This window comes from Micromonospora chersina (assembly GCF_900091475.1).
Lineage (GTDB): Bacteria > Actinomycetota > Actinomycetes > Mycobacteriales > Micromonosporaceae > Micromonospora > Micromonospora chersina.
This window is the reverse complement of the sequence record NZ_FMIB01000002.1, coordinates 5,892,572-5,906,508: the sequence shown is the minus strand read 5'-3', so window position 1 is coordinate 5,906,508 and position 13,937 is coordinate 5,892,572. Positions and strand designations below refer to the sequence as shown.

The window sequence follows — 13,937 nt, the reverse complement described above, 5'->3', positions numbered from 1 at the left end:
CCGAGGCTAATGACCCGGAGGGCCGATCTAGATCCGACGATCGGACGACATCAGGCGGGAGAAGTGGACATTGAGCCTTTGTCGGGTAAGGCCACGGTCACGTTATGTGCCAGGCGCGCCGTAGCCGCCCGACTCGAACGTCTGTTCGATTAGGGTGCTGGGCGTGGAGATACGTGGTCGCTGGTGGAACGGGTCGTGGGGGTCCCCCTGGCCGTCAAAGCCTGGACGCTGGAGAGGTACCTGCACCACTGGTTGACCGAGGTCGTGCTCACGCCGCAGGATGTCCGGAAGCTGCTGACTGCGAAGCGGCAGGCAGGGCTGTCGGTGCGAATGGTCCGGTACATCCACGCGGTGTTGCGTAACGCCCTGCAGAACGCCGTTCGGGAGGGGCTCGTCACCCACAACGTCGCCAGACTGGTCCAGGTCGAGACGCCCGACTACGAAGACGGCCAGGGCCTAGCCATTCTCCAGGCCCAACGGCTCTTGGAGACAGTCAGGCCAACCCGCTGGTACTCGCTCTACGTCCTGGCCCTCATGCTGGGCCTTCGACGCGGTGAGCTGCTTGGCCTGCGCTGGTCGGACGTCGACCTCGATAGAAAGACACTCACCGTCAGACAGAACCTCGTGAGAGCCAGCGGTGAGCTGCGGGTCGGTACGCCGATCGAGCCGCGGAACCTGACCCGGCACTTCTATAGCGTTCGCGATCGGGCGGGGCTGCCGGGCATCCGGTTTCACGATCTTCGGCACACGTGCCTGACGCTTCTGTTCAGCCTCGGGACGCCGCCCCACATCGCCCAGGCCATCGCGGGTCACTCACACGTGGATGTCACGATGATGATCTACGTACACAGCGGGATGGCCGAACAGACGGAGGCCCTGCGAAAAGCTGGGTGAGGCATTCAACCCAGCGATTGATGTCAGGCTTGGATGTCAGGCACTCCGCCCGCCCCGGCAAGTTGTGCAGGTGCGGGCGGATTTTGCCTGGTCAGGTGGTGGTGGGCGCGGCAGGTTTCGAACCTGCGACCCCTCGCTTGTAAGGCGAGTGCTCTCCCACTGAGCTACGCGCCCGGAACGCCCGTACGGCGGGCCGGAGCGGCAAGCTTACCTGCCGGCCTCCGACCCGGTCGAACGACGTGCCCGGGTGGGATCAGGCGGCGACGGCCTCGGCCAGGGCCTTGCGCCAGCCCTGCTGGTCCCGGGCCTCACCGGGCATGTTCATCTCGGCGAACCGGACCACGCCGGCCTTGTCGATGACGAAGGTGCCCCGGTTGGCGATGCCCGCGACGTCGTTGAAGACGCCGTACGCCTGGGCCACCGCGCCGTGCGGCCAGAAGTCGGCCAGCAGCGGGAACTGGTAGCCCTCCCGGTCGGCCCAGATCTTGTGGGCGTACACCGAGTCGACGCTGACGGTGAGCACCTGGACGTCCTCGTTGACGTACTCGTTGAGGTTGTCCCGTACCTCGCACAGCTCGCCCTGGCAGATGCCGGTGAAGGCGAGCGGGTAGAAGACCAGCAGCACGGTGCGCCGGCCGCGGAAGTCGGCGAGCCGGACCTCCTGGTTGTTCTGGTCCTTGAGCACGAAGTCCGGCGCCTCGGCGCCAACCTCGATGGGCATGCGAGCTCCTTGGATCGGGTCTGGAGATGATCAGCCTGCCACACGGGGCGACACCGGCCGCCGGGGCGCGGACCGGGCCCTACTTCTTGCCCTTCGACCCGCGGCGGAGCACGAGGCGGGCGCCGCTCCAGTCGCGGCCCGCGTTGATGGTGGAGGTCTGCTGGAGGCCGGCGGTCTGCGCGCTTTCCGCGACCTCGCTCGGCTCGACGTGACCGTCGCGGCCGGCCTTCGGGGTCAGGAGCCACACCACGCCGTTGTCCGCCAGCGGTCCGAGGGCGTCGACGAGGAGCTCGAAGAGGTCGCCGTCGCCGTCGCGGTACCAGACGAGAACCGAGTCGACCACCTCGTCGGTGTCCTCGTCGACCAGCTCTCCACAGCGGTCGGTCAGGGCGTCCCGGAGATCCTGGTCGACGTCGTCGTCGTAGCCCATCTCCATGACGACCATCCCCGGCTCGATCCCGAACCGGTCCGCCAGGCTGCGTACCCCGTCGGCGGCCTGACCAGCGGTCGCGCTCACTGTCGCGTGCCTCCTCATCTCATCCCTGCTCGTGGCGTCGTCCGACGCCGTCGGGCCCAGTCCACACAGTTGTGGCTCGCCGCGCAAGTGGCGCACCGGGTGGAACGGAATTTACCGTGCCAGCAGCGTACGGGCACCCTGGGTGATGGCTTCCTCGGAGACCAGAACCTGACGCGCTGCCGGACCTAATGGTACAAACGAGTCAAGTCCGGCCACTCGGCGCGCCGTGCCCACGTATCCGCCGTCGACAAGCGCGGCGATCACCCCCTCGCCCACCCCGCCGGAGCGGCGGGTCTCGTCGACGACCAGCACCCGGCCGGTGGCCGAGGCCTCCCGGACGATGTCCGCCACGGGCAGCGGGGCCAGCCAGCGCAGGTCCACCACCCGGCTGCCGATCCCCTCGTCGGCCAGGGTGGCCGCCGCGCGCAGCGACATCCGGACGCCGTTGCCGAAGGTGATGATGGTGAGGTCCTCGGCCGAGCCGACCCCGTAGACCCGGGCGCGGCCGATCGGCACGTGGCGGGCGGCCCAGGCGCCGGGCTCGGCGTACTCGGCGAGCCACTCCCCGTCGCCGTCGGTGTAGAGGTCGCGGGTGTGGTAGAGCGCGATCGGCTCCAGGAAGACGCTCACCGCGCCGTCCACCGCGGCGGCGGCCAGGCAGGTACGCAGCATCGGCCCGGCGTCGTCCGGGCGGGCCGGCACCGCGACGACCAGCCCCGGCACGTCGCGGAGCACGGCCACCGAGTTGTCGTTGTGGAAGTGCCCGCCGAACCCCTCCTGGTACGCCAGCCCGGCGACCCGGACCACCATGGGGTTGCGGAACGCCCCCCGGGAGAAGAACCGCATGGTCGCGGCCTCGCCCCGGATCTGGTCCTCGGCGTTGTGCAGGTACGCCAGGTACTGGATCTCCGGCACCGGCAGCATCCCGGCCACACCCGCGCCCAGCGCGAGCCCGAGGATCGAGGTCTCGTCCAGCAGCGTGTCGAAGACGCGCGCCGCCCCGAACCTGTCCCGCAGGCCCTTCGTCACCCCGTACACCCCGCCCTTGACGGCCACGTCCTCGCCGAAGACGGCCATCCCGGGGTGGTCGAGCATCCCGTCGGTCAGCGCCGCGTTGATGCTCTGCGCCAGGGTCAGCGGCCCGGCCAGTTCCGGCAGCCTGCCGCCGAACGCCTCCGCACGGGCGCCGGCGGTCGGGCCCGCCGCCCGGGTCCCCGCGTCGGCGACCGCCCGGGAGATGCGGACCGGCCGGCGCGGGGCCAGTTCGGCCACCACGTCGACCGGGGAGGCCAGCTTCGGCTCGTCCAGCACCTCCTCGGCGAGCCGGCGGATCTGCCAGCCGCGCTCGTCGTACCGGGCCAGCAACTCCTCGCCGGTGGCGTAGCCGGCCTCGACCAGCCGCCGGGCGGTGGCCAGCAGCGGGTCCCGCGCCACGTCCGCGGCGATCTCGGCCGGGCTCCGGTACGCCGTCTCCGCGTCCGCGCCGGCGTGGCCCATCAGCCGCACGGTGCTCAGGTGCAGCACGGCCGGCCGCCGGTGCCGGCGCACCCAGGCCGCCGCCTCCCCCGCCACCCGGTACGCCTCGGCCACGTCCGTGCCGTCGGCGGCGAAGTAGCGGATTCCCGGCCTGGCCCGCAGGGTCGCGGCCACCCAGCCCCGCGGTGACCGCACGCTGATACCGAGCCCGTTGTCCTCGCAGACGAAGAGGACCGGGATGCGCAGCCCGGTGTGGTCGTACCAGCCGGCGGTGTTGAACGCCGCGGTGGCGGTGGCGTGGTTGACCGAGGCGTCGCCGAACGAGCAGACCACGATGGCGTCCGGCGGCCAGGGCGCGGCGTCCCCGTCGGCCCGCCGGCCGTTACGGCGCAGCCGCTCCAGGGCGAGGCCCATTCCGACCGCCCGGGGCAGGTGCGAGGCGATGGTGGAGGTGGTCGGGATGACCGCGAGGTCGGCCCGGCCGAAGACCTTGTGCCGGCCCCCGGCGATCGGCTCCTCCGCGGAGGCCACCATCCCGCGCAGCACGTCGCGCGCCGCGGCCGCGTAGGCGTCGTCGGGGTCCGGCAACGGCAGTTCGGGTACGCCGGCCGTCGCCGACCCGGCGGCGTCCACGGCCACCCCGACACCGGCCGGCAGGCTCGCCGCCTCGACCTCGGCACCGGCACCGGCACCGGCACCGGCACCGGACGGGACGGGAACTCCCGGCGCCTCCTCGCCGTCGGCCAATGGCCGTTCCGTCGACGTCGCCTCGCCGGACCCGATCTCCACGTCCGAACCCGACCCGCCGCCGGACGGACTCACTCCACGGTCGGACGGGCCTGCGCCGGGGACGGACGACTCAGCGCCGAGGCCGGACCGGGCAACGCCCGAGCCGGACGAACCAGCGCCGGAGTCGGATGACCCGGCACCGGAGTCGGAAGGATCAGCGTCGGGGGCGGCCGCCCAGGTTCCGGTGACCTCCTCGGGCTCCGGTGCGCCGGCGTCGAGGGCCGGCTCCGCGTCCGCCTCGTCGTCGCCGGGGGTGCGCGGATCGGGGATCAGCGGGGCGGGGCCGTCCGGAAAGGCGCCCGCCGCCTGGGCGGCGCGCAGGCAGTAGAAGGCCCCGGAGCGGTAGTGCAGCAGGGCGGGATCGGTCGGCCGCAGCGCGGCGGCCACCGCGGCGTTGCCCTCGTGGCCGGCGGAGCCGATCGTGTAGTACCCCTCGCCGAAGCTGCGCAGCCAGCGCCCGGCGAGGTCGAGCAGCCGGCTGGTCAACTGGGCGTCGAACAGGGCCAGCGCCTGCGCCCCGGTCAGCGGCGCGCCGCCGGGCAGCGGTTCACCGAGGGCACGCCGCCGGGCGGGGGCGCCGAGCGCGGTGAGGGCCGCCCGGAACCGGTCGTCGAGATCTTGCGGGGTGCTCACGTCGGACAGCATTACCGACCGGAGGCCACCTCGCCCACTCGGACACGTTCCGCCCGGCCGGGGTCAGGACTCCCCGCACCGCTCCGGGCAACCGCCGTCGGAGACCTTCCAGACCAGCTCGCGGAGGGTGGCCAGCTCTCCGGTGGTGAGCCCGCCGAGCAGTCGGGAGTCGGACATCACCAGCCGGACCTGTTCCCGGACCCGCCGGCCCTCGGCCGTCACCACAAGCGTCTTCTGCCGCCGGTCGGCCGGGTCGACCCGCCGCTCCACCAGCCCGGCCTGCTCCAGTTTGTCGACGAGCGCGGTGACGTTGGAGCGGTCGCAGCGCAACTGCTCGGCGAGGTCGCGGGCGGGCAGCGGGCGGTCGGGGTCCAGCTCGTGCAGGGCGCGGGCGGCCGCCGGGGTGAGCCCCAGGGCGGCGATCTCCTCGTCCTGGTAGTGCCGCATGGCCGAGGCGATGTGCATGATCCGGCGCACCGCGTCCCCGGCCACGCCGGAGCGGTCGCCCGCGTCGGAGCCGGCGGTGGGGACGGTGGACTGCGCCATGCCACCCATGCTACGTGCGGCCCTGGTCACGGCCGTGACCCGACGACCTCGGGGCCGCTGGGGACCGGTCGGGCTTCCGGGGCCGGGCGGGTGGCCCGCCGGGCCGCGACGGCGCCGGCCAGCAGCAGACCGGCGGTCAGGAGCGCCGGGGGCAGGGTGAGCGCCGCGCCGTGCCGGCCGGCCGCGGCCAGGGCGAGGTGCAGGCCGCCGACCACTGTCACCCCCAGCACGGCGGCGAGCAGCGTGCCGGTGGAGACGGCCGCGGAGAGCGCCGCGCCCGCGCCGGCCGGCACGACGGCGCTGAGGCGGGTGACCAGCGGGCTGAACGCCGCCGCGTGCGCCGCTCCGCCGGCCACCAGCAGCGCGCTGGCCGCCGGCCACGGCCAGCCGGCCGCGGCGAGTGCGGCCAGTGCCACCACGACCGCCGCCAGCACCGGCGGGCCGGCGACCGGCAGCACCGTCCGGGCCCGCTCCGGCAGCCGCGCCACCGCGAGGCCGCACAGGGCGAAACCCGAGGCGTACGGGAGGAAGGCCACTCCCGCCGCCAGCGCCGTGAAGCCCAGCCCGTCCTGGAGCCGCAGGGTGAGCACGAACAGGAAGCCCGCGTAGCAGCCCATCACGACGCAGCAGGCGAGCAGCCCGGCCGGCACCCCGGGGTGGCGCAGCACCGCCACGTCGAGCAGCGGGGCCGCGTCGCGGCGGGCGCGGCGGGCCTCGTACCCGAGGAAGAGCCGCAGCCCGGCGGCGCCGGCGGCGGCCGCGGCGGCCCGGACCCACAGCGGCCAGCCGAGGTCCCCGCCGAGCACCAGCGGCAGCACCACGGTGAGCATCGCGGCGGCGAGCAGGAACGCGCCCGGCAGGTCCAGCGGCTCCCGCCGGGGCGGGTCGGCAGGCAGGCCGGCGAGGACCCGGCGCCCGGCGAGGTGGAGCACCACGCCGACCGGCACGTTGACCAGGAAGGCGAGCCGCCAGGTCAGCCCGCCGAGGTCGAGGGTCACCAGCAGCCCGCCGAGGACCTGCCCGGCGGCCACGCCGAGGGCCAGCACCATCGAGTACGCCCCGATCGCCCGCGCCCGGGCCGCGGCCGGGACGGCCGACTGGATCAGCGCCAGCACCTGCGGCACCATCAGCGCGCCGGCCGCGCCCTGGGCCACCCGGGCCAGCACCAGCGCGACCGGCCCCGGGGCCAGGCCGCAGGCCAGCGAGGCGAGGGTGAACCCGGCCAGGCCGAGCCGGAAGATCCGCGGGCTGCCGTGCCGGGCGCCGAGCCGGGCCCCGACCACCACCAGCACGGCGAAGGTGAGGGTGTAGCCGGCCAGCACGAGCTGCTGCACGGCCGGCGGCCCGGCCAGGTCGGCGCGGATCGCGGGCGCGGCCACGGCCGCGATGGAGGTGTCCATGGAGGCCATGGCCTGCCCGGTGAGCAGGACGGTGAGCAGGGCGGCGGTCCGGCGGTTCGACTCGGTCACGACAGTCACCCTGCCGGCCGGGCGGGCGGCGGTCTTGTCGATCCTTGCGGGACGGTTCTGTCACCCGGTCGGCCTACGCTGGCCGGCATGCGTACCGCCGTGCCGGTGCTGGCGCACCCGGACTTCTCGATCGACGTGGTGCGGTGCCGGGACGACCACACAAGCTGGTCCGCGCCCGAGCCGGCCACCGCGCACGGGCTGGTGCTGACCCGCCGCGGCGGCTTCCGCCGGGCCGGGCGCGGGGGCGCCGAGTTCGTCGAGCCGACGGTGGCCTACCTGACCGTGCCCGGTGAGGAGGAGCGCTTCGCGCACCCGGCGGGCGGGGACGACTGCACCTCGGTGCACCTGTCGGAGCGGCTGTGGCGGGAGCTGTTCGCGGACCGGCGGGTGCCGGCCGTGGTGCACGTCGACGCCCGCGTCGACCTGGCCCACCGGCTGCTGCTGCGGGCCGCGGCCGACCCCGACCACGCGGCGGCCGAGCGGCTGGTCCGCCTGGTCGGCGGGGCCACCGGGCCGGCGGCGGGCGGGAGCGGGCGGGACCGGCGGCTGGTCGAGCGGGCCCGTGCCGCCCTGCACGACGGCGCTCCCGAGGCCGCCGGGCTGCTGCCGCTGGCCCGGGCGCTCGGGGTCTCGCCCTACCGGCTCAGCCGGGAGTTCCAGGCGCGGGTCGGGGTGCCGCTGACCCGCTACCGCAACCGGCTGCGGGTCGGGCGCCTCCTCGACCGGCTGGAGGAGGGCGCGGAGAGCCTGGCCGGCCTGGCCGCCGAGCTGGGCTTCGCCGACCAGGCCCACCTGACCCGCACGGTCCGGGCCCAGCTGGGCCACACCCCGGGCGGGCTGCGCCGGCTGCTGGGCTGAGCCGGCGCCAAGTTCCCGCCGCCGGCCGCTGTTCGGCAAGAAGTGCCGTCCCCGGTCGCCTGCCGGCCACCTGGCGGACATCGACGGTCGCGAGGCTGCCCGGAGTCGAGGAACCGGACTCCGGGGAGGAAACCGATGGCACTGTCCCGACGTACCATCCTGCTCAGCGGCGCGGCGCTCGGCGCCGCCGGCGCGGTGACCGGGCTGCCGGCCGTGGCCGGCGCGGCGGCCGCCCGGCCCGCTGCGCCGCGACCCGTTCACCCTCGGGGTGGCCTCGGGCGACCCGGACCACGAGGGCTTCGTGCTCTGGACCCGGCTGGCGCCCGAGCCCCTGGCCGAGGACGGCCTGGGCGGGATGCCGTCCCGGTCGGTGCCGGTGCAGTGGGAACTGGCCGCCGACGAGAACTTCCGGCACGTGGTCCGCCGCGGCGTCGAGCCGGCCCGCCCGGAGTCGGCGCACAGCGTGCACGTCGAGCTGGACGGGCTGCTCCCCGGCCGGGAGTACTTCTACCGGTTCCGGGCCGAGGGGTGGATCTCCCCGGTCGGGCGCACCCGCACCGCGCCGGCGCCGTGGCACCTGCCGGCCGCGCTGGCCATGGGCTTCGTCTCCTGCTCCCAGTACGAGCACGGATACTTCACCGCCTACCGGCGGCTGGCCGAGACCGAGCCGGAGCTGATCCTGCACCTCGGCGACTACCAGTACGAGTACGCGCCGGACACCTACACCGTGCCGGGCGGCAACCCGCGCGACCACGAGGGGCCGGAGACCCGGACGCTGGCCAACTACCGGCAGCGGCACGCCCAGTACAAGACCGACACCGACCTCCAGGCGGCGCACGCGGTCGCGCCCTGGGTGGTGGTCTTCGACGACCACGAGGTGGAGAACAACTGGGCCGACGAGGTGCCCGAGGCGCCGGACCCGGACTTCCTCGCGCGCCGGGCGGCGGCGTTCCAGGCGTACTACGAGAACATGCCGCTGCGGCGCACCTCGATCCCGCGCGGCATCGACATGCAGCTCTACCGGCGGGTCCGCTGGGGCCGGCTGGCCACCTTCCACATGCTCGACACCCGGCAGTACCGGGACGACCAGGGCTGCGGCGACGGCTACAAGGACTGCCCGGCGGCGTACGACCCGGCCCGGTCGATCACCGGCGCCGAGCAGGAGGCGTGGCTGCTGGACGGGTTCCGCCGTTCCGAGGCCCGCTGGGACATCCTCGGCCAGCAGGTCTTCTTCGCCCAGCGGGACAACAACTCCGGCCCGCTCACGGTGACCGGCATGGACGCCTGGGACGGGTACGCCGCCTCCCGGGACCGGATCACCCGGGGCTGGGTGGCCGCCGGGGTGCGCAACCCCGTGGTGCTCACCGGCGACGTGCACGCGCACTGGGCCAGCGACCTCAAGCTGGACTACGCCGACCCGACCTCCCGCACCGTCGGCAGCGAGCTGGTCTGCTCCTCGATCACCTCCGGCGGCGACGGCGCGGACTCGGCCACCGGTTCGCACCCGTGGCTGAGGTTCAACCCGCACCTGCGCTTCCAGAACAACCTGCGCGGCTACGTCCGCACCACGATCACCCCGGCGCAGCTCGCCGCGAACTTCGACGTGCTGCCGTACGTGAGCCGGCCGGACGCGCCCGCGCACACCCGGGCCACCTTCGTCATCGAGGACCGGGTGCCGGGCCTGAACCTGACGTACGACGCGCCGCCGGCCGCCGCCCGCGGCCTGGCCCCGGAGAGGGCCGACCTGGGCCGGCAGACGGTGGAGTCGGAGACCGTCCGCCCCTGACCCGGGGCGGCACGCGGCTCTAGCCGGGCAGGAAGGAGAAGCGGACCTGCCGGCTCGGGTTGTCGCCGTTGGTGTCGATCAGGCAGATCGACTGCCAGGTGCCGAGCTGGATCCGCCCGCCGAGCACCGGCAGGGTGGCGTACGGGGGGACGAAGGCCGGCAGCACGTGGTCCCGGCCGTGCCCGGGCGAGCCGTGCCGGTGCCGCCAGCGGTCGTCGGCGGGGAGCAGGTCGTCCAGCGCCCGCAGCAGGTCGTCGTCCGAGCCGGAGCCGGTCTCGATGATCGCCAGCCCGGCGGTGGCGTGCGGGACGAAGACGTGCAGCAGGCCGTCCCCCTGCCCGGCGACGAACCGCTCCGCCTCGCTGGTGATGTCCCGGACGGTCGGCCGCGACCCGGTCTGGACGGTGATCACCTCACTACGCATACGGCGCATTCTGCCGGCCCACCCCACGTGCTGCCGCGGGACGGCCCGCCGTCGCACAAAGTTACTGGTGAGTACCTGTGTTCAGCGTCGCGTCTGGGGGAGGGAGACGTGACGACGAGCGCCACCAGGGGGCAGGATGGCGCTAGAGACCTATCCCACACAGAACCGAGGGAACGCCTGTGGCTACGGAACGCAAGCGCCCGGTGATCACCGCTGGTCTGCCGAGCCAGCTTCCGGACATCGACCCTGAAGAGACCAGCGAATGGGTCGAGTCGCTTGACGGTGTCATCGACGAGCGCGGAACCAAGCGCGCCCGCTACGTCATGCTGCGCCTGCTCGAGCGGGCCCGCGAGCGCCAGGTCGGGGTGCCGTCGCTGACGACCACCGACTACATCAACACCATCCCGCCGGAGCGCGAGCCCTGGTTCCCGGGTGACGAGCACATCGAGCGGCGGCTCCGGGCGTACATCCGGTGGAACGCCGCCATGCTGGTGCACCGGGCGCAGCGGCCGGAGATCGGCGTGGGCGGCCACATCTCGACCTTCGCCAGCTCGGCGTCCCTCTACGAGGTGGGCTTCAACCACTTCTTCCGGGGCAAGGACCACCCGGGCGGCGGCGACCACATCTTCTACCAGGGCCACGCCTCCCCCGGCATGTACGCGCGGGCGTTCCTGGAGGGGCGGCTCAGCGCCGACCAGCTCGACGGCTTCCGGCAGGAGCTGTCGCACCCGGGCGGCGGCCTCCCGTCGTACCCGCACCCGCGCCTCATGCCGGACTTCTGGGAGTTCCCCACCGTCTCCATGGGCCTCGGGCCCATGAACGCGATCTACCAGGCCCGGTTCAACCGCTACCTGCACCACCGGGGCATCAAGGACACCTCCCAGCAGCACGTCTGGGCGTTCCTCGGCGACGGTGAGATGGACGAGGTCGAGTCGCTCGGCGCGATCGGCGTGGCCGCCCGCGAGGAGTTGGACAACCTCACCTTCGTGATCAACTGCAACCTGCAGCGGCTGGACGGCCCGGTGCGGGGCAACGGCAAGGTCATGCAGGAGCTGGAGGCGTTCTTCCGGGGCGCCGGCTGGAACGTCATCAAGGTGGTCTGGGGCCGGGAGTGGGACCCGCTGCTCGCGGCGGACACCGACGGCGCCCTGGTCAACCTCATGAACACCACGCCCGACGGTGACTACCAGACCTACAAGGCGGAGTCCGGCGCGTACGTCCGGGAGCACTTCTTCGGGCGCGACCCGCGGACCCGCAAGATGGTCGAGCACCTGAGCGACGACGAGATCTGGAACCTCAAGCGGGGTGGCCACGACTACCGGAAGCTCTACGCGGCCTACAAGGCGGCCATGGAGCACACCGGCCAGCCGACGGTGATCCTGGCCAAGACCATCAAGGGCTGGACGCTGGGCTCGCACTTCGAGGCCCGCAACGCCACCCACCAGATGAAGAAGCTGACGCTGGAGGACCTGAAGCTCTTCCGCGACCGGCTCTACCTGGACATCCCGGACAAGCAGCTGGAGGACAACCCGTACCTCCCGCCGTACTTCCACCCGGGCGAGAAGTCCGACGAGATGGAGTACCTGCACGAGCGGCGCAAGCAGCTCGGCGGCTACCTGCCGACCCGCCGGACCACCGGCAAGACGCTGCAGATCCCGGGCCCGGAGCGGTTCGCCGACGTCAAGCGCGGCTCGGGCAAGCAGAAGGTCGCCACCACCATGGCCTTCGTCCGCCTGCTCAAGGACCTGATGAAGGACAAGGAGTTCGGCAAGCGCTGGGTGCCGATCATCCCGGACGAGGCCCGCACCTTCGGCATGGACTCGCTCTTCCCGACGGCGAAGATCTACTCGCCGCACGGCCAGCGGTACACCTCGGTGGACCGGGAGCTGTTCCTGTCGTACAAGGAGGCCACCACCGGCCAGATCCTGCACGAGGGCATCAACGAGGCCGGCTCGGTCGCCTCGTTCACGGCGGCCGGCACGGCGTACGCCACGCATGACGAGCCGATGATCCCGCTCTACATCTTCTACTCGATGTTCGGGTTCCAGCGGACCGGCGACGGGCTCTGGGCGGCGGCCGACCAGATGGCGCGGGGCTTCCTGCTCGGCGCGACCGCCGGCCGGACCACGCTCAACGGTGAGGGCCTCCAGCACGAGGACGGCCACTCGCTGCTGCTCGCCGCCACGAACCCGGCGGTGGCCGCCTACGACCCGGCGTTCGCGTTCGAGATCTCGCACATCATGGAGAGCGGCCTGCACCGCATGTACGGCGAGGCGCAGGAGAACATCTTCTACTACCTGACCGTCTACAACGAGCCGATCTTCCAGCCGGCCGAGCCGGAGGGCGTGGACGTCGAGGGCATCGTCAAGGGCATCTACCGCTACTCGCCGGCACCGCAGGTCGAGGAGGACGGCCCGAAGGCCAACATCCTGGCCTCCGGCACCGGCATGCAGTGGGCGCTCAAGGCGCAGAAGCTGCTCGCCGAGGACTGGGGCGTCGCCGCCGATGTCTGGTCGGTGACCTCGTGGACCGAGCTGCGCCGGGACGCGGTGGAGTGCGAGGAGCACAACCTGCTCAACCCGGGCGGCGAGCAGCGGGTGCCGTACATCCAGCGGAAGCTGGCCGACGCCGACGGGCCGAAGGTCGCGGTCAGCGACTGGATGCGCGCGGTGCCGGACCTGATCGCCCGCTGGGTGCCCGGCGACTACACCTCGCTCGGCACCGACGGCTTCGGCATGTCGGACACCCGGCACGCCCTGCGCCGCCACTTCCACGTGGACGCCGAGTCGGTGGCCGTCGCCGCGCTGCGCCAGCTCGCCCTGCGCGGCGCGGTGCCGGCCCACGTGCCGGCCGAGGCCGCCAAGAAGTACGCGCTGGACGACGTCAACGCCGCTCCGGTCGGGGAGACCGGCGGCGACAGCTGACCTGTCCCGCACGAAGGGCCCGGCGCACCCGCGCCGGGCCCTTCGTCGTCTCCACCGACGGTCCGGCTAGCCGGCGGGCACCGGGTCCCGCCGGGCCGGGATCAGTTCGGCGACGAACGGCTCGACGGCCGCACGCCAGCCGGCCGGGTTGTCGTAGTGCAGAACGTGCCCGGCGTCGGGCACCAGCGCGAACCGGCCGTCGGGCAGCAGCGCGGCCATCTCCCGCTGGCGGTCGACCGGCTGGTCGCTCTCCGCCCCGGCCACCACGAGCGCCGGGCAGCGGACCGGGCCGAGCTCCCGGCGGTGGTCGCGGTCCGCCCAGTGCGCCAGGGAGGCGAGCACGTGCGCGGGGCGGGCCAGCGGGCGCCAGCCGTCCGGGCCGCCGGCCATCACCTCCACGAAGGACTCCCCCTCGGTGCGCCGAGCGGCGCCGAAGTAGTCGCGCACGTCGGCCAGGGTCGGGAAGGGCACCGGCCAGTCGGCAAGCCACCGACGCCAGCGGTCGACCAGGTCGGGCGGGGTCACCGGGTTCATGTCGGCGATCACCACGCCGCGGACCAGGTCCGGCCGGGCCCCGGCGAGCTGCCAGGCGGTGAGGCCGCCCATCGAGTGGCCGACCACCAGCGCCGGGCCGAGGTCGAGCCCCTCGATCACCGCGATCGCGTCGCCGACGTACGCCGCGCGGTCGTACGGGCCGTCGGGCTTGTCGCTGTGGCCGTGCCCGCGGGCGTCGTAGCCCACCACCCGCCCGTGGCGGGTGAGCCAGCGGGCGGTGGCCGTCCAGTTGGCGGCCCGGCCGGTGAGCCCGTGCAGCAGCAGGATGCCGGGGCCCTCGCCGCCGAAGTCGACCACGTTGAGCCGGGTCCCGCCGTGTCCCCTGACGCGCATGCGATCCTCCTG

11 protein-coding genes, 1 tRNA gene and 1 pseudogene are annotated in these 13,937 nt (G+C 73.6%); 4 read left to right on the top strand and 9 right to left on the bottom strand.

Annotation, left to right across the window (positions count from 1 at the left end):
* Positions 1-183: 183 nt before the first annotated feature.
* Entirely contained in the window at positions 184-894 is a 711-nt protein-coding gene (locus tag GA0070603_RS27560; protein ID WP_208862953.1) for a tyrosine-type recombinase/integrase, read from the top strand.
* A gap of 99 nt (positions 895-993) precedes the next feature.
* On the opposite strand, the gene GA0070603_RS27555 is transcribed toward GA0070603_RS27560, so the two are convergent.
* The 7 genes and pseudogenes from GA0070603_RS27555 to GA0070603_RS27530 form a co-directional block, all read right to left on the bottom strand.
* Positions 994-1,068, bottom strand: a tRNA-Val gene (locus GA0070603_RS27555).
* A 79-nt stretch (positions 1,069-1,147) separates the two neighbouring features.
* Entirely contained in the window at positions 1,148-1,615 is a 468-nt protein-coding gene (locus tag GA0070603_RS27550) for a peroxiredoxin (protein WP_091319708.1), read from the bottom strand.
* A 79-nt stretch (positions 1,616-1,694) separates the two neighbouring features.
* On the bottom strand, positions 1,695-2,132 hold the full coding sequence (locus GA0070603_RS27545; protein ID WP_091319704.1) for a DUF3052 domain-containing protein: 438 nt from the start codon (positions 2,130-2,132) through the stop codon (positions 1,695-1,697).
* A gap of 111 nt (positions 2,133-2,243) precedes the next feature.
* The gene (locus GA0070603_RS27540) at positions 2,244-4,670 is read right to left on the bottom strand and encodes a thiamine pyrophosphate-dependent enzyme (protein WP_425270521.1); all 2,427 of its coding nucleotides are present in this window, start codon (positions 4,668-4,670) and stop codon (positions 2,244-2,246) included.
* Between the two features lie 27 nt (positions 4,671-4,697).
* Positions 4,698-5,042 (bottom strand): annotated as a pseudogene (locus tag GA0070603_RS32510) (transketolase); the annotation flags it as partial.
* Between the two features lie 51 nt (positions 5,043-5,093).
* Positions 5,094-5,576: a MarR family winged helix-turn-helix transcriptional regulator gene (locus GA0070603_RS27535; protein WP_091319695.1), complete on the bottom strand. Its 483-nt coding sequence runs from the start codon at positions 5,574-5,576 to the stop codon at positions 5,094-5,096.
* Positions 5,577-5,602: 26 nt separating this feature from the next.
* Complete coding sequence (locus GA0070603_RS27530; RefSeq protein WP_139131940.1) at positions 5,603-7,045, bottom strand: MFS transporter; 1,443 nt, start codon at positions 7,043-7,045, stop codon at positions 5,603-5,605.
* Between the two features lie 87 nt (positions 7,046-7,132).
* On the opposite strand from GA0070603_RS27530, the gene GA0070603_RS27525 reads away from it, so the two are divergent.
* Both GA0070603_RS27525 and GA0070603_RS27520 read left to right on the top strand, forming a co-directional pair.
* Complete coding sequence (locus tag GA0070603_RS27525) at positions 7,133-7,903, top strand: AraC family transcriptional regulator (protein WP_091319688.1); 771 nt, start codon at positions 7,133-7,135, stop codon at positions 7,901-7,903.
* Between the two features lie 268 nt (positions 7,904-8,171).
* Complete coding sequence (locus GA0070603_RS27520; RefSeq protein ID WP_244282623.1) at positions 8,172-9,689, top strand: alkaline phosphatase D family protein; 1,518 nt, start codon at positions 8,172-8,174, stop codon at positions 9,687-9,689.
* A gap of 19 nt (positions 9,690-9,708) precedes the next feature.
* Here the strand turns inward: GA0070603_RS27520 and GA0070603_RS27515 are convergent, their stop codons facing one another.
* Positions 9,709-10,113, bottom strand: coding sequence for a secondary thiamine-phosphate synthase enzyme YjbQ (locus GA0070603_RS27515; RefSeq protein ID WP_167544592.1), 405 nt, complete (start codon positions 10,111-10,113; stop codon positions 9,709-9,711).
* Positions 10,114-10,292: 179 nt separating this feature from the next.
* On the opposite strand from GA0070603_RS27515, the gene aceE reads away from it, so the two are divergent.
* Positions 10,293-13,037, top strand: a complete 2,745-nt coding sequence (gene aceE, locus GA0070603_RS27510) for a pyruvate dehydrogenase (acetyl-transferring), homodimeric type (RefSeq protein WP_091319681.1) — start codon at positions 10,293-10,295, stop codon at positions 13,035-13,037.
* Positions 13,038-13,103: 66 nt separating this feature from the next.
* On the opposite strand, the gene GA0070603_RS27505 is transcribed toward aceE, so the two are convergent.
* On the bottom strand, positions 13,104-13,925 hold the full coding sequence (locus tag GA0070603_RS27505) for an alpha/beta fold hydrolase (RefSeq protein WP_091319677.1): 822 nt from the start codon (positions 13,923-13,925) through the stop codon (positions 13,104-13,106).
* Between the last annotated feature and the right edge of the window lie 12 nt (positions 13,926-13,937).

Coding starts and splice junctions, on each gene's coding strand:
- GA0070603_RS27550 (WP_091319708.1), bottom strand. CDS start 1,615: ATGCCCATCGAGGTTGGCGCCGAGGCGCCGGACTTCGTGCTCAAGGAC.
- GA0070603_RS27535 (WP_091319695.1), bottom strand. CDS start 5,576: ATGGCGCAGTCCACCGTCCCCACCGCCGGCTCCGACGCGGGCGACCGC.
- GA0070603_RS27525 (WP_091319688.1), top strand. CDS start 7,133: ATGCGTACCGCCGTGCCGGTGCTGGCGCACCCGGACTTCTCGATCGAC.
- GA0070603_RS27515 (WP_167544592.1), bottom strand. CDS start 10,113: ATGCGTAGTGAGGTGATCACCGTCCAGACCGGGTCGCGGCCGACCGTC.
- GA0070603_RS27505 (WP_091319677.1), bottom strand. CDS start 13,925: ATGCGCGTCAGGGGACACGGCGGGACCCGGCTCAACGTGGTCGACTTC.